A 16,386-nucleotide genomic window follows, 5' to 3' on the forward strand; every position below is an offset into this window, starting at 1 on the left:
ACAATGAAAAGAACACTATATAAAGTAATTCTATCCACGGCGATGTTGGCTGCTGCTGCAATGAGCTCGTGTAAAAAGGATTTCACAGAAATCAATACGGATCCCAACGGGACACCAAATGCACTTCCTTCGCAGTTGCTTGCTCCTGCATTGGTAAATACGTTAACCTATAACATGATCCGTAACCGGAATTTCAACAATGAGCTGATGCAGGTGACCGTTGATATGACCGATGCGGAAGGTGCCAACTTTCGTTACGATATCCGGAAAAACCAGGCCGATTATCTTTGGAACGGATGGTATAGTCAGCTAACCAATTTAAAAGATCTATATGCTTCAGCAAGCAGGCCTGAAGTAAATGATAAATCGTATATGGGTATCTCACTGATTTTGCAGTCATGGATATTCTCGATGCTAACGGATACCTATGGCGACATTCCATATTCCGAGGCTATAAAAGGCAGATCTGATTTAAATTTCGAGCCCAAGTTTGACAAACAGAAAGACATCTACCTGGACATCTTCAAACAGCTTGAAACTGCAAATACTTTGTTAACAGCGGCGACGAATGTTACAGCTAATTCTGATCCTGTTTATGGCGGCAATGTTACTAAATGGCGCAAATTCGGCAATTCTTTGTATCTGCGTCTCCTTCTGAGATTATCCGGAAAAAAAGAAGTTTCTGCAGATATGATCGCCAAGATTAAAGAAATCGTCGACACAAATGCTGCTAATTATCCTATCATGGCCAGCAACGACGAGTCGGCGATCTTAAAATGGACAGGTACAGCGCCGTACACATCACCATACGTTGGCGTGCGCGTACAGGATTTTAGAGCTATCGCTATTGCAGATTTCTTCATCGACCACCTGGTAGCCTGGAATGATCCTCGTATCAGTATTCCGCTGCCTTACGGAAACGGTACAGTAAACCGCTGGTCAATTGCGCCGATTAGCGGCCAGTTTCTGGGTGTTCCAAGCGGCTATGCGCCGAACAATGCTCCGGCTAAACAATCTTATTTTTATTCATCAGATCAATATCCGCAATCCTTACAGGTAGATCCGATGACCGGAATGATCATGAACTATGCCGAACTCCAATTGATCCTCGCGGAAGCCGCTGCCAAGGGATGGATATCTGGTTCAGCCGCTTCTTACTATACAAATGGTGCTAAAAGCAGTATCACGCAATGGATTCCAACCTGGCCAGAAGACATTAATACCTTTCTTGCCAATGCAGACATCCAGTGGGTTGAGTCGGAAACAATTGATCGGAAAATGGAGAAAATTCATCTGCAAAAATATTACGCTACATTTTTAGAAGATCTGGAACAATGGTTTGAATACCGGCGAACCGGACATCCGGTATTGCCAAAAGGTGCCGGCCTAAAGAATAATGGCGTAATGCCCGCCCGCCTGAACTACCCGATATATGTTCAGTCATCCAACCCTACAAATTATAAAACAGCGGTCTCAGCACAGGGAACCGACGATATAGCAACACAAGTTTGGTGGCAAAAGCCATAAGCTAATAGCAAAGGAGATTCGAAATGAAAAATAAACTATCACTTATCATATTTTTACTGGCGGCGGCACTTTGCCAAACCGGGTGTAAAAAAGGAAATTATCCCGGCGGAGCTGTCAGCCCTTACCTGGGAATATTTGATTTGCGCGCACTTTATAAAGGCACGGATATTACACTGAATGAAGATAATATGTATGGATGCAGCAAGTTAACCGGCGTGGTAACATCCGATCATTCAGGCGGAAATTTACCTGCCAACCTGCTTATTATGCAGGATAGCCGCAGGCTCGGAAAGATCAGGGGCATCGCGCTTTCCGTTGGAGACGAAGCGACTAAATACGTTCCCGGCGACTCAATTATCGTTGATATTGTCGGTGCTGTTCTAAAAAGAGAGAATGGTACGCTGCAAGTGTCAAATGTTAAATCAGGAGCTATCAGCAAAGTAGCTTCTGGAAAGTCTATACCAGTAAATAAGGTAACGGAAAATGCTATTCTCGCTAACCCTGATGCTTACGAAAGCACCTTTGTAGCAATTGTAAAAGCCGGTTTTAATCCGCTGCCTTCTCCTGAGGATGTATTGTCAGGAAACAAGATCATCAACGATGGGTTTGGAAACATTACGTTGCATACCGAGGCGAAGGCGTCTTTCGCCAGTACCCCTTTGCCGGTTTTAGCAAATTATTACGGAATAATTTTCACCACGACCGGAGAAAATGGAGCACTAGTACCACAACAGCGCCTCCGTACCATTAAAGACTTAGCCGTACTGAGCTCCACTATTGAAATTGCCCCCGTGGTTATTTCTGGCTTTATGGCCGACTTACAGGGTGCCGACGGCAATTACGAATACATACAATTGATGGCAACCCGTGATATAAACTTTGCGGCGACACCGTTTTCAGTGTTTGTAACAAATAATGCAAATGCCTCTACTCCGACCGGTTACCCGGCTAACGGATGGGCAACAGGCGGCCTTCGTACTTATAAATTTAATCTGACATCGGGTACCGCTAAAAAAGGAACTTTCTTCTACGTCGGAGGCACGGGATTAATGATTAACGGTGCAAATTCGACGAGCATGGCATCATCCAACTGGATCCGGTCCTTTAACTACTCAACCACAAACGGAGATGACGGGGTTGGTACGAAAACCTCGGGTTTATTTGCCAATAGCGGAAACGCGTCGGGGGTGGCTGTCTTCCAGGGAACGCAGGTGAACGCAGCCACTAAGCCTGTCGATGTGATTTTCGTAGCAACAGGTGGCAGCTTATTTACCGCAGGTCCGCCGGCGGTTGGCTACCGGATTACCAATAACGACTGGTATGATGTCAAGAATCCAATCACTTTAACAGATCAGCCGTTTTACAGCAGCGGTACAAACACTCTGCATCTCGACTATACCACACCTGCTGATGCAGGATTCTTTAATCAGCTCGGCGGTGAGTATAACCCGGCTCTCGGCCGCTGGACGAAAGCCCGCAAACAGAATAACATCCTGTTAACAAAATCTTCCCTTCTTACCGAAATTGAAGGGGAAACTTCAACGAAGATTAAATAACAGTGTTTTTTAATAAAAAAAGCGGGTGCTAGCAGTCCGCTTTTTTTGTTTGGATTCAACCCTATACACTTTTTGCCATCCTGTTTTTCAGGTATTTCCGAATTGGGATGTCTAAAAATATCATTGTAAAATATGCCAGCCCGATCAGCAGGACAGCGCCTGCTAACATAATTAACGTCATTAAATTCATCGAAGGCTTCGTTTTCTCTACATAGCTCATAAAAATCCATATAAACGGATAATGAACCATATATAAAGGATAGGATATTTCGCCTGAGAAACGACAAAGCTTTGCAAGCACCGGCCTTAAACGTGCCCCCGAACCAAGGGCAACCAAAAAAGGAAAATAGAAAAGTACAATTAACGGATCTGCAATCCAGTTGGTTTTATCGGAATAAGGGATTAAAAAAGCAATGATCAGCAAAACTCCTACAGAAAGAAAACCGAGGCTATTTTTAATAATCCAGTTGGAACGGTAAACCAGCATTCCTATCAGAAAAGAGTAAAACACCCGTATACCTCCACCTGTTATATTTTCTCCGCTCCATCCCACACCCAGGTTTCCCGACTTATGAGCCTCATAGCAAATTGCAAGCGCAGCAATCACTGTTAAAATCCACAAGGCTTTATTTCGCAATTTAACAAGCACCAGCGCATAAACAATATTGGCCACGTACTCCCAAAACAATGACCACGCTGGCGGATTAAGATGAAAAAGATTGTAGTACCGTTCAGGCACGATCGGGTAAGGGATCATCAGGCAGGACGCTATGAACATGGCTACGATTTTCCCGGAATAGGCCTGGTAAAGATTACTGAAAGGGTCAAATAAAATGCCAGTAAGCCAATAACAGACCCGATAATGACCAGTGGATGTAACCGGATAAGTCTTAGTTTAAGAAATGCCAAAACACCTATTTTTTTTAGCCTGGTGTCATAAGCGTAAGCAATTACAAAACCCGATAAGCAAAAGAAAAAATCGACGGCCAGGTAAGCATGCGCGATAAAACTTTTGGTATAATCCGGAACGGCAATTTCCATAAAATGAAAGATCACCACCGCAACTGCGGCAACACCTCTCAGTCCATCTAAAATTTCAAAATGCTGCTTCGTTTTTAAAAGATCTGCCCCTGTTTCTTTAATCATCCGGCAAAAATAGAAAAGCATTTTTCTCAATCCAGTATATGCGGTACCTTGAGAAAAAAAATCGACAAGATGATACTAATCGAGGAAGTTACCGCGATCGTATCGCCTGTGAAATGGCTTATAGCAGCTACAGGAAATGCCAACGTTATTTAAACGATGTTCAGTAAAAAATCATTGATTATTTTACTGAATAAACTTCCGGAAAGAAAAGTCCGGATGACGCATTTCAATCTCGTTCCTGCTTGATTCACTTTGCGCTTCAGCTGCATAAACAAACATTTGCTGTTCGTAATATTCGATGGCATCGTGCAAGGTTTCATGTTTTTCGTTAGTAAAGCTTTCAGATAAGATCATTGCGTCCATCAATCCGGTATTCACACCCTTACCTGCAAAAGGCGGCATCAGATGAGCGGCATCTCCGATGAGCGTTATGGGCAAAGGGCGATTGCTTTTCCAGGCTTCATTTAAAGGAAGTTTTCTCGTCTGCAATCCCCAAAAAGAAGACGTTGAACGGAATAACAGTTTGTATCGTTCATCCCAATTAACAAACCTATTTGAAAGGAAAGTAACAACACTGTTAGTATTTTGATAGTCCAGTCCGTTGTGATGTGCCCATTCTTCAGGCTTTTTAAAAATTATACCATAGCTTAATACGCCGTTGTTGTAAGGATTTGCAACTAATAAATTACCCTGTTTAGCAGCCATTAGCCGGTTACCATCGCATAACTGATAAAATTCCGGGCAGTTTATTTCAGGCTGGGGAACATCTCCCTGAATAATAAACGTTCCGGTGTCTTCAGCTTCCGTATTCGTTACATAATTCCGTAATTTGGACATTCCGCCATTCGCTGCGATAACCAGGTCTGCAGTCCCCTGCATCCCATTTTCAAAATGTAACAGCCATTTTTCGCCCTGCGGTTCAAGCCCTGTGCATTTTCTGTCCCATACAACTGTATCGTTTATTAAACTGCCAAGCAGCATTTTCCTTAAATCATTTCTGTTGATCTCCGGATTGTCGTACTGGTCTTCGGGTGTGGGTTTTTTAGTGAGCAATACCTTGCCTTGTTCGTCGGCAATGATTATTCCCATAGGTGTGGCAATGTTATAGTAACTTTCAAGCAGTCCCGCTTTTTTTAAGGCGTCCTGGCCCGACCCTTTATGCAGGTCAAGGGTACCACCCCAGATTCTCGCATGTGCGTCTTTGTCTCTTTCGTAAACGGTTACGTCCGCTCCTTTTTGTTGTAGTAATTTTGCCATCGTCAGGCCAACTGGTCCTGCGCCGATAATGGCTACTTTCTTATTTTTTAATAACATGATTTGTATTCTGGTTACCAAACACAAAATTCCGCAATCCTCGTTCAACAGGCTTGTATAAACGCGACAAAATCATTGCCTAGGTCCGAATAATTTAAAGTGTGAGTATTTCAATTAATAGGTGTAGATATATTGGGCGTGCCCCTTTGGGTCGGGCTTTCCGCTGCAATCTTTTTGCCCTCCGGGACAAAAAGGATTTTCGCTGCAATCCCTCACGCGCTGTCTTATGCCGACTTCTTTGCTTTTCGTGCGAATGCTGCCGGCGTAGTTCCGCTGTAACGTTTGAATTCTTTGCTTAAGTGGGATTGATCGGCATAGCCCAGCTCATGGGCCAAACTGACAAGGTTGGATTCCGGATAATGCCATAATTTATTTCGTACTTGCTCAAAGCGCATCAGCCCCGACACGTCTTTAACGCTATAGCCAGAAGATTGCCTGAACTTTCTTTCCAGTGTACGAACGGTGGAATGAGCCGCATTCGCTACCAGACTTACCGGCATGGTGCCATTCGATTCCCTCATGGCAAACCCAGCTTTAGATATTATGCTATCAGTTGCAATTTTCGACCGCACCGTAAGAAAATACCGTTTCACCTGAGCCAGAGCATCCTCTATTTTGCCAGCATTGATAAACTCTTCCAGGGCAGCGTGAAGCCCTGCGATCGGATGCTCAGAAATGCGGACTCCACCTTTACCGGATGGCAATCCGAGCAAATTGAACACAGTCCAGGGGAAACACCTGATACCAATGATCTCTAAATTACTTTCCGCATAAAAATTGGCTGGCTGATTGAGCAGTCCTATCATAAACGGCGACGGTAATTGCTGCCAGCTTCCATCATAAGATACGCCGCAAAGGCGTCCGAAATAAAAAATAATTTCAGCGTAACCGTCAGGAATTACCTCAAAGGTTGATTCATCTTCGTCATGTCCTCTTCTGTTATACCAAAAGCATTTTATGGTATCTCTCAGATCTGCTGGAGGTTCAAATTCTTGGTGCTGCATTATGAAAGATAACGAATGTTAGGCGTTTTGATTATCCTAATTAATAGATAGAACAAACTGGGATTCATTGCCAAACCGTAAAACTAAAACCGAAGAAAAAAATGCAAACTTCAAAACCGTTGCGGGTGTATCAAAAACATAAAGATTGAGCCTTTCACCCTTGAACTTTAGCCGCGATAACGTGATCTGAAAATCGTTCCATTTCTTCCAACTGAGGGCTGCACTGAAGCAAAAAGAAATCTACGCCGACTTTTTCAAATTCGGCGATTCTGTCTTGCACTTGCCAGGGTGTCCCGATGAGCCCCGAACGTAATCCCCGGTTCGATACCGAATAATCCTGCAACGACACCTGCTGCTCGAGTTGAGTGCCAGACAGCCATTGCTGATAGTTTTTATATCCCGATGAACCCTCTTTAACGTCGGTGATACGGTCAAGTTCCTTTTTGACGTCCGCTTCATTATCGCGAACTATGCTGTATGCCGCTACACCAAACGACATTGGCGGTAACCCTTTCCTTTCGCGCCGTTCACGCAAATCGGCAATGCGTCGGCCTACTAGTTCGGGCGAATCGCCATGCATCACATAGCCATCGCAGGTGGATGAAATTAAATCTTTTGCAGCTTCTGATTCACCGCCAGCATAAATTTTAGGACGCGGCCTGTTTGGAACCGGCTTAGGCCGCAGCACGTTGTCTTTTACTTTATAATACCTTCCTTCAAAGCTAAAATGATCATGTTTCCAAACTTTATCTACAATTTCCAGCCATTCGGCGGATCTGGCATAACGGTCGTCGTGCTGCTCGAACTGAATACCGTATTTTTCAGCCTCATCCTTCCACCATGATGATACTACGTTAAGCGAAATACGACCGTTACTGATGTGATCAATGTTTGCAGCTTGTTTGGCAAGCTGGGCAGGATTGTGAAATGTCGGCCTTACTGCGACCATTAATTCCTGCCTATGAGTTACCGCGGCTAATGCTGCTGCTGTGGACCAGGCGTCAAGCGAGGGCTCCTCTTCACCTTTAATGTCATTCAGATACAACTCGGCAATCAATGCCAGGTCAAAACCTATTTCCTCACTTCGGATAGCAAGTTTTTTAACATAATCCCAGGTTGTGGGCATGTGCTCATCTTCAACGTTTCGCAGCCAGCCACCGAATACCGGCAGCCAATATCCATAGTTCATAATTTGGTATTTTCAGATTAAAGGATGTTAAATGACCGTAATATTTTCACCCTCCTGAACGGCCTGCTGTTCAAGGTAGTCAACAAGGCGTTCGTGCGGGTTAAAGCCGATGACATTGACAGCATCGGCTACGAAGTTAGATAGCGCATTTACATCGTAATATAATATTTCCCCGTCCCGGTCATCAATGATATATTCAACCCCTCCCACCTCTATTCCGCTTCGCTGTACAATAGTTTCAATCTTTTGAATTACCTCATCAGGAGGACTATAAGCTTCCACCTTCAGACCGTTTTTAGGCGCATCAACAGCGCAAGCGTTACGCACTAAATCCTGACCCGTGGTGGTTTGGCAAATATCTGCAGGGCAAAGGTTGAAGCTTTCGCCGCTGGTAAATACTTTGATGGCATATAAATATTTTCCTCCCAAGGTTTCAACGCGGGTGATAAATCCGCCACGGGCCGGAATAAATTCCTGTACCAACGCTGTATGGTCGATACCTAAATCAACCTGGTTGCTTTTTATGGCTTCGCGAACTTCTTCGATAGTATCAAATTTCTCAATACCCGCCCCGCTCCCGCCAATATTAGCTTTTACCACGATCGGGAAGCGCAAACCTTCGGCGGCTGCTTCTATTTGCGATGGGTGATTGACCACTCTTGATTTAGGATATTTAATACCTAGCTTTTGCAATAGCATTAGCTGAAGGGCTTTCGAAGTTTCGTATGTAAAGGCACGGTAACCATTAATTACCCTGACGCCATGGTCTTCCAGATACTTCAGGTAATTTAACGTGTAAAAAGTTCCCTGTACTCCGTCTCGTAAATAAGCGGAGGGACTCATGCGGTTAAAAAACAACGTTATGCCGGGCGTTTCGTCATCAATAGAAAAATGGTGCCGGGTAGGGTCAACCGTTTCATATACTATTTCTCTAGCTTCAAGTTCAGCAAAAAGAGGCTTAAACCAGTCTGGATGTTCATGTGATATAACAATCTTGCTCATTATAGTCTATAAATTTAATAGAGAATGTAAAGGTAAATTTTTAGCTGAATATTTTTAGCTGAACTTCACATGTCCAGGTTTTTATAAAACAAATTTTTATTCGAGGCGTGAGGACGGACTCGAACCGTCGTAAAAGGTTTTGCAGACCTCCGCCTAGCCCCTCGGCCACTCCGCCTGAAGGCTGCATCTGTTTTCAGGAGATGCAATTAACCTTACTCGCCACTAAATCCACCCCCGTTATTCAGCAGATTAGCGAAAAAAATGGCATTCAAAAACAAGCGGTTCGTACCTAACCAGTAGCCACGATAAGTTGGATCATCTGCAAAAAGCACCACCTCGCCGGTACCACTGGTGGTGGCGATAATAGCCGCCGAATTAGCCACTTTGTTGATATTTGTTTTTGACGAATAACCGTTAACGAACGGTTTACCAGTGTATTGGGCTATCGTCGCATATTTATTTGTGCTTGGAACCAGGATAGTCGGCCCGTTTTTATTGATGTATAATTTGCGGCTGTTAACTCCAAAAGCAATGGGATTTGTAATATCTAAATCCGCCTGGAATATTGCACCGTTTATTCTTCTCGAGCCCTCAACATCCTCCTGACGGGCATAGTCTAAACGGTTTGGTATTTCTTTTTTAACAAGAGCCTCCTCACCGCCAATTGAGGCCGGTGTGTTCGAGCGGCGAGTTGCCGCGGCTGTTTGTGCAGGGCTGCCAGATTTAGCTGTGCTATTTTGTTCAGGAGCCGAGGCCGGAATATCGCTACGACCAGCACGATTGGCAAAATCAGCTTCGACCAGTTTTTCTTTCACTAAACCTTGCTGAATAGCCCAGGCCGTTGCGGTTTGGAAAGTGATTAAGGTTCCCCCATCGTTTACCCAGCCTTTGAGTTTTTCTATTACAGTATTATCCCATACACTGTAATTTCCGGCGGGAAGCACCAGTACGGTGTATTTTTTCAATGAGGCCCGTGCAAAGTTGCTTAGATCGATTTTGACAACCGGCAGATCCAGCTGCTGGTTAAGAAGGAACCAAACCTGTCCGGCTTCGGAAGCTGTTACTCCCTGTCCGAATGCAAGTGCTACTTCCGGCTTGCGAATAGCTTTTATGTTACTGCTTCCCAAGTCAATACCTTCAGCACTGAAACCGCCGTTCACTGACAAGACATTGATATGCGTATCTCCGGCTATTTCGCTAACAGCTTTGTAGAGTGAATCGGCAGAAATAGTTTGTCCGACAACCGGTACAACCAACGACCCCGAGCTGTAAACACGCTTGCCTGCGGCAGTATTTACGGTAAATGATTTGAAAGCTGTTTTTACCAATATATTTTTAGTAAGTAGCTTATACAACGCCCTGCTGGCATTATAGTCGCTGTAATTGAGCAGGTAAGCATACGCTGATTTACCTCCCTCAATTTCACCTTTGGGCAGGTTTAAACTGTTTATCTCGGCCGCTTTAGCTACCGGTGCGACAGCTTTGACATATTTCAAACCATATGCATGAATAACGCTCCAGCCGGTGTTATCGTAATAAACACTGTCCTTTAAAATATTTTCTTCAAATAAAGAATGCACCAGCAAAAAGTTCGGTTGCCCTGCGGGTACTACATAAGCTTTTCCTTTTTCAAAAGTTTTGCCATCCTGGGTGTAGTTACTGTTCAACTCATAAACCTTAATTCGGTGCTGAAGTAAAAGTCCAAGGAAACGCTGGGTGAGGTTTACATCTCTACTATCGCCAAAGACATAGGATTTGACCGGATTCTTCTGCCCCTGCTCTAAAGCATATTTAAAAAAATCCTTTTGTACTTTAAATAATCCGCCTTTTTCAGCAACGGCACCCCTGATGGTAGAAAAACTGGTTGCTAAGTGATTACGAATAGTAAATGCGAACGTAACCAGTCCGTTGGTTGATTCCTGCTGAATTCCTCTTGAACTGGCCTGCTCAAAGGTAGCCGCCACAGACCCAAAAAACTTTGGATACGTTGAACCATATATCGGCGAAAGGTTATCATAGTTCTCTTTTGTAAAATAAAACGACCCGATATCATCCAGAGCCTGCGCATGATACTTCGCCAGAATAGCCTGATAATCGTATAGAAACTGCGGTACAATAGGACTCTCGTGGCGTTTAGGAGTTGGTTCAAAGTAATAAGTGGCATTAGTTCCCTGTTCATGAAAATCGATCTGCACATTTGGGTACCATTTGTGAAAGAACTCAATACGGTTACGGCTTTCAACTTGTACCAGGTTCAGCCAGTCGCGGTTCAAATCGGTAAAATAATGGTTGGTACGTCCGGCAGGCCAGCCTTCAACATGTTCTTTATCCACAGGGTCGCCCACGGGTGGAAAAGAGTGGTACGCATTATGCCAGTTAGCGGCACGGTCGCGGCCATCCGGGTTCAAACATGGATCGATAAATATCACCGATTCATTCAGCCATTTCTGTGTTTCGGCATCCTGGCTGGCAGCCAGGTAGTACCCGGTCAGCAAACTCACCTCGGTACTTGATGTTTCGTTGCCATGCACACCATAGCCCAGGTTAATGATGATCGGCGCACTGCTGCTTAATACAGGTTTAGCCGGGTCAATTTGGTTCAGGTGCTCCTGCCTGATTTGTTCCAGTCTGCCATAATTAGTTGGAGAAGTAATAGTGACAATAATTTGCTCACGCTGCTCATACGTTCTGCCAATTGTTTGTACATGCACACGGTCGCTCAGCCGGGCAAGCTCCCGGAAATAGGCATGCACCTGCTCTATACGTGTAAAGTAAGATCCTATAGGATAACCCAAAAACTGTTCAGGCGTAGGTATTTTACTATCCAATGCGGTAGCTTTAGGAAAATAATAATTGTTTTGCGCCGATACTTGCTGTGTAGATATCAGCAGAAAAGCAGCAAGCAAAGGGAAAATCTGTCGTAATATTTTCATAACTTCTAGAAAAAATAAATAAAGTTTAACTCGATTAATAACCAGGATTTTGTGTAACGTCCGGGTCAGATAAAATGTCAGAATATGGGATGGGAAACAGCCAATAATTGCGGTTTGTAAGGCCCAGAACGGCTCCTGCACGTTCCGTGCGCACCAGATCAAACCAGCGGTGCGCCTCAAAGGCAAACTCGATGCCGTTTTCATCTTCGATGGCTTGCAAGAGTTGTGCTTGTGTGATTGCCGTTGTGGCGCCAACATCTGCTCTTGCCCTTATTGTATTCAGGTCTCCCGCAGCTTCAGCCAGCTTGTTTTGTTGTGCCCTTGCTTCAGCGCGTATCAAGTACAATTCAGCTATACGGATCAGGTAAGACGGATCGGTACCCGTCGCTGTAGTGTTGTACAACACTCCGTATACGGAGCTGCCTGTACCTGCGATCAACGTGTTGCGGGTGCCACCTATAGCTGGATTGTTGAGCTTGGTCACCAAAGCATCGGATGGTTTCAAGGTGTATTGTCCGCCTGCAGAACTCGGGTACCAAAGGTTCCAATAGGTATTACGATCGTTTACTGAATACGCCAGCTCCAACACGGATTCGGCAGTTTGAAATGGCGCTGTGAAAAAAGTTTTATACGGCTTTACCAAAGAATATTTAGCATTACTGATCACCTGGGTGGCATAATTCTCCGCATCAACCCACTGGCGGCGATATAAGTGTAACCTTGCTCTAAGTGCACGGGCGGCACTCTTCTGAGCCCGGTTCCGTGTAGTTGCGTCCTCAGGTAACAATTGTTCCGCCTGTGTCAGATCGGCCAGCACCTGATCATACGTTTGATCGAGAGTGCTGCGTTTTATGCCTTTTAGTACCGAAAGGTCGGTAGTCGGCTTTAGTTGTAATTGCACACCTCCCCAGCCTCGCGCCAGATCAAAGTAACCCAACGCCCTGATAAAGTAAGCCTCACCCAGTATTTTATTTTTTTCCGCAGCAGTTAACTGGACATCGGTTACAGCTGGCACATAGGCGATTACGCTGTTAGCCGAGTTAATTGCACGGTATATGCCCTGGTAGACGGCCACCGTAATGACATTATCTGTGGGAACTGCGTTCTGATCTAATTGCAGATATTCGCTTAGTGTGCCGTTAAAAGCCACATTATCTGTAGTGATGGTACCCAAAGTTGGATAACTTGAAGCATAATATCCCTGTACACGATCATAAGCGCCTGCTATCGCCGCCCTCGCTGTAACGGCGTCGGTTATGGCACTTTCGGCGGGAAGCGCATTATTGGGTGTTTCTTCCAGATATTTTTTGCAGGAGGTCGTTACAACTACCACAGCAGCAAGAAATATATTTTTGATATATGAAGTTTTCATGATACTCTTTTAAAGGGTTAGAAAGTTACATTAGCACCGATCTGAAATGTTTTGGGCTGCGGTACCGTCGCCCAGTCGTACCCTGCGGTATTCTGGTTATTGCTTTGTGAGCTTACCTCAGGATCAAGGCCACCATAGTCAGTAAATGTGATCAGGTTAGTCGCCTGTGCATAAAGTCTGATCTTGCTTATCTTAATCTTTTGTACCACAGACGCCGGCAGGTTGTAGCCAAGCGTGAGAGTTTTTAATCTGATGAATGAACCATCTTCTAGATAACGAGAACTCAGGTTAGCGACATTACCTCCGTAATTGTTAGCCGGACCTCCATTAACTGCAGGATTTCGGCTATCAGCGGTTAAACGGGGAATATCAGTTTCGTCGCCCGGTTTTTGCCAACGCTCCAGTTGTCTCGGAAGGAAACCGATATTTGCCTGGAGCCCGCCATGAACCATAAAGAAGTCGTTCATGTTCATGATCTTATTTCCCTGCTGGAAATAAAAGAAGAAGCTCAGATCGACATTTCTGTAGCTCAGATTATTTGTAAGGCCTCCCGTAAACTTAGGCAGCGCATTGCCAACGATTTGGCGGTCCGCCGAGGTGATCAGCCCGTCGTTGTTGACATCCTGGTAAACAGCGTTACCTGTCTGCGGATCAACATATAATTGTTTATACAACTGGAACGAATTAACCTCAAATCCTTGTCTCAGGATCGAAATATTTCGGCCAGAAGCACCCAGGGCAATATCTGATGCCAGTTTTTCAATTTTATTTTTATTGAACGAAATATTAAAATTGGTCGTCCATTTAAAAGCCGTCGACTGGATGTTAGAGGAATTGACAGCTAGTTCAACACCCTTGTTACGAACCGCACCATAGTTTTGAAGGTAAGAAGTGAAGCCTGAACGTGACGGAACCGGAACGTTCAGCAACAGGTCATAGGTATATTTGTTATAATAATCAACCTCAATGTTCAGCCTGTTTTTCAGGAAGCCAAATTCAGCTCCAAAGTCCACCTGGCGGGTTGTTTCCCAGGTCAGATCCGGATTAGCCAGTTGTGACGGCGCCGTACCAGGCAGTTCGAGATAGTTCGAACCCGATGCCCACAGCCCTTGCGCCGCATAAGCGCCAATACCATTTTGGTTACCTGATAATCCGATGCTGGCACGGAATTTCAGTTCATCAAATACATTCAGTTTTTTAATAAACTCTTCCTGCCCTGCTCTCCATGCAACACCTCCCGACGGAAAATATCCCCATTTTTTATTTACACCAAATTTGGAAGAGCCATCGGCCCGGATGCTTCCGTCTATCGTGTACTTGTTATCGTAGGTGTAGCTTACCTTGCTGAAGAATGATAAAAGCGTTGATTCTGTCCGCGAAGATGAGCCCGATCGCGTAGCCGCCACCGCTACAGACTTTAAGCTGTTTGCAGCAAAGCCTGTTCCGGTAGCTGTGGTGTTTTGAGATAATACGGTATTGATGGTATTGCCAATTAATGCGTTGACATTATGCTTGCCGGTTGACCCGAAGGTTTTAATGTAGTTCAGGACTTGTTCATTGGTTAGCACCAGATTTTTGGTTTCATACGATGCTGCGGAACCGTTGGATGCTATGCCTGCGCTGATCAGCGTATTGGCATAGTTGTTCTCGTATTCACTTCCATTATCCAGGCTCCAGCTGCTGCGTAGTTTCAAACCAGGGATGAAGGTAAACTCACCATAAATATTTCCGATAGTTCGCCATCCGACCGCGTCATTGTCCAGGTTTTCAATGAGGGCAATGTGGTTATCAAAACTACCATAGCGGGCATAGCTGCCATCTGCATTGTAAATAGGCAGATATGATCTGGGGAATAAAGCCGAATTGATTACACCGGTGGGGTTATTATCGCTTCCGCTTAAGTTGCGGTCCGAACGGCTGATATTGACGCTGGTACCTATCTTCAATTTGTTAGTCAGATAGGTATCATAATTCAATCGCCCTGTGTATCGCGAATAGCCAGACGGCTTTACTACCGCATCCTGGCTTAAATAACCTAAACCAATATAATAATTGCTTTTCTCGCCACCGCCCTGGGCAGCCAATTCATAGTTTTGAGTACGCCCGGTTCGAAAAAGATCGGCAAAGCGGTCGTAAGTAGGTTGTGTTGAAGGATCAGGAAGAAGTACGGGCGCAGGTAGCGCCGGATTATCTTTAACGGTATTCAGGCGCGACTCATTAGTTAATAAAGCCGTTTCAGGACCGCTTGCAACGTTGAACTTATTGATTGCCGCTGACCAACCTTGATAAGTATTTAAACTGATATTTGCCGTCGTATTGCGCCGTCCACGTTTAGTTGTAACAATCACAACACCATTAGCGCCTAAAGAACCATAGATGGCCGTCGCATTGGCATCTTTTAATATCTGGATGCTTTCAATATCATTGGGATTAAGATCAGCGAGTGGATTGGATCCCTGCTGATTGCCCAGGCTGGTTTGTATCGGATCGGCATTGCTCACAAAAACCCCGTCAATAATATACAGGGGATCAACCGAGGCGTTTATAGAATTGTTACCTCTAACCCTTAATGTGATGCCACCGCCCGGAACGCCGTTGCTCGCCAGCACCTGCACGCCGGTTGCTTTACCTTGCAATAATTGGTTAAAGCCTGCCGCGGGTTGATCTTTAATCACATCGCCCTTCACACTGGTGATAGCACTTGCCACATATCTGCGTTCCTGTGTAGTGTAACCGGTAATCACGACCTCACTCAGCTGGCTGACGTTTTCTTTTAATTGAATTTCGACAGGGCTGCCATCTACTCTGACCTCTTGCTCAACATACCCGATAGAGCTGATGATTAACGTATAAGGAAAGCTTTGGCCGGTAACAAAGCTGAATTTTCCGTCGGAATCTGTCGAAACAGCATGTGTTGTTCCTTTGATTTTAACGGAAGCGCCGGCAACGGGCTGTTTGTTAGCGGCGTCGGTAACTACGCCAACCAGCTTAGATTTAACTGTCGCCTGGCTACCGGGCTGTGCGGTCACAACTTTGGTAATAATTACCCAAAGCAACAACAGAACGACTCTTTTGTAAAGGTGTTTCATGATAATTTGATTATTTGAGCTAAAAACCATGTGCTCCAACGCGGTGCACACGAGATAGGGAAAATTCAGACTGATATATACCTGCAATCAATACGATGCAATCAGCAACAACAACTACCGAACATGTACATTGGAAGTACATGGATGAGTTTTTCGGCGGCAGATTTAAAGACGCTTTCCGGCTTTGAAATTAGCATATCAAGCGATCGGGCCGTATAAAAGAGGCATTGTTTCATAAATCTATATTGTCTATC

At 44.8% G+C, this 16,386-nt stretch carries 11 protein-coding genes and 1 tRNA gene; 2 read left to right on the forward strand and 10 right to left on the reverse strand.

The window, feature by feature from the left end:
• The first annotated feature begins 3 nt into the window (after window positions 1–3).
• Together GS399_RS01830 and GS399_RS01835 are read left to right on the forward strand one after the other, a co-directional pair.
• A complete protein-coding gene (locus tag GS399_RS01830; protein WP_160842868.1) occupies window positions 4–1,527 on the forward strand; it encodes a SusD/RagB family nutrient-binding outer membrane lipoprotein in 1,524 nt (507 codons plus the stop codon).
• Window positions 1,528–1,550: 23 nt separating this feature from the next.
• On the forward strand, window positions 1,551–3,083 hold the full coding sequence (locus tag GS399_RS01835; protein ID WP_160842869.1) for a DUF5689 domain-containing protein: 1,533 nt from the start codon (window positions 1,551–1,553) through the stop codon (window positions 3,081–3,083).
• 61 nt (window positions 3,084–3,144) lie between these two features.
• Here GS399_RS01835 and GS399_RS01840 read toward each other — a convergent pair whose 3' ends face one another.
• The 10 genes from GS399_RS01840 to GS399_RS01880 form a co-directional block, all read right to left on the reverse strand.
• Entirely contained in the window at window positions 3,145–3,861 is a 717-nt protein-coding gene (locus tag GS399_RS01840) for an acyltransferase family protein (RefSeq protein ID WP_369410090.1), read from the reverse strand.
• A gap of 2 nt (window positions 3,862–3,863) precedes the next feature.
• Complete coding sequence (locus GS399_RS21050; RefSeq protein ID WP_369410091.1) at window positions 3,864–4,229, reverse strand: acyltransferase family protein; 366 nt, start codon at window positions 4,227–4,229, stop codon at window positions 3,864–3,866.
• A gap of 183 nt (window positions 4,230–4,412) precedes the next feature.
• A complete protein-coding gene (locus GS399_RS01845; RefSeq protein ID WP_160842870.1) occupies window positions 4,413–5,543 on the reverse strand; it encodes an FAD-dependent oxidoreductase in 1,131 nt (376 codons plus the stop codon).
• Window positions 5,544–5,767: 224 nt separating this feature from the next.
• On the reverse strand, window positions 5,768–6,547 hold the full coding sequence (locus tag GS399_RS01850; protein ID WP_160842871.1) for an AraC family transcriptional regulator: 780 nt from the start codon (window positions 6,545–6,547) through the stop codon (window positions 5,768–5,770).
• 154 nt (window positions 6,548–6,701) lie between these two features.
• A complete protein-coding gene (locus GS399_RS01855) occupies window positions 6,702–7,736 on the reverse strand; it encodes an LLM class flavin-dependent oxidoreductase (RefSeq protein ID WP_160842872.1) in 1,035 nt (344 codons plus the stop codon).
• Window positions 7,737–7,763: 27 nt separating this feature from the next.
• On the reverse strand, window positions 7,764–8,738 hold the full coding sequence (locus tag GS399_RS01860; RefSeq protein ID WP_160842873.1) for an ATP-grasp domain-containing protein: 975 nt from the start codon (window positions 8,736–8,738) through the stop codon (window positions 7,764–7,766).
• A gap of 103 nt (window positions 8,739–8,841) precedes the next feature.
• Window positions 8,842–8,913: transfer RNA gene (locus tag GS399_RS01865), tRNA-Cys, on the reverse strand.
• A 37-nt stretch (window positions 8,914–8,950) separates the two neighbouring features.
• Window positions 8,951–11,671: a M14 family zinc carboxypeptidase gene (locus tag GS399_RS01870; protein WP_160842874.1), complete on the reverse strand. Its 2,721-nt coding sequence runs from the start codon at window positions 11,669–11,671 to the stop codon at window positions 8,951–8,953.
• Window positions 11,672–11,705: 34 nt separating this feature from the next.
• The gene (locus GS399_RS01875) at window positions 11,706–13,043 is read right to left on the reverse strand and encodes a RagB/SusD family nutrient uptake outer membrane protein (RefSeq protein ID WP_160842875.1); all 1,338 of its coding nucleotides are present in this window, start codon (window positions 13,041–13,043) and stop codon (window positions 11,706–11,708) included.
• Between the two features lie 17 nt (window positions 13,044–13,060).
• Window positions 13,061–16,132 carry a SusC/RagA family TonB-linked outer membrane protein gene (locus GS399_RS01880; protein WP_160842876.1) on the reverse strand — a complete coding sequence of 1,024 codons (3,072 nt, stop codon included), beginning with the start codon at window positions 16,130–16,132 and terminating at the stop codon, window positions 13,061–13,063.
• Between the last annotated feature and the right edge of the window lie 254 nt (window positions 16,133–16,386).

Source organism: Hufsiella arboris, from assembly GCF_009834875.1.
GTDB classification, from domain to species: domain Bacteria; phylum Bacteroidota; class Bacteroidia; order Sphingobacteriales; family Sphingobacteriaceae; genus Hufsiella_A; species Hufsiella_A arboris.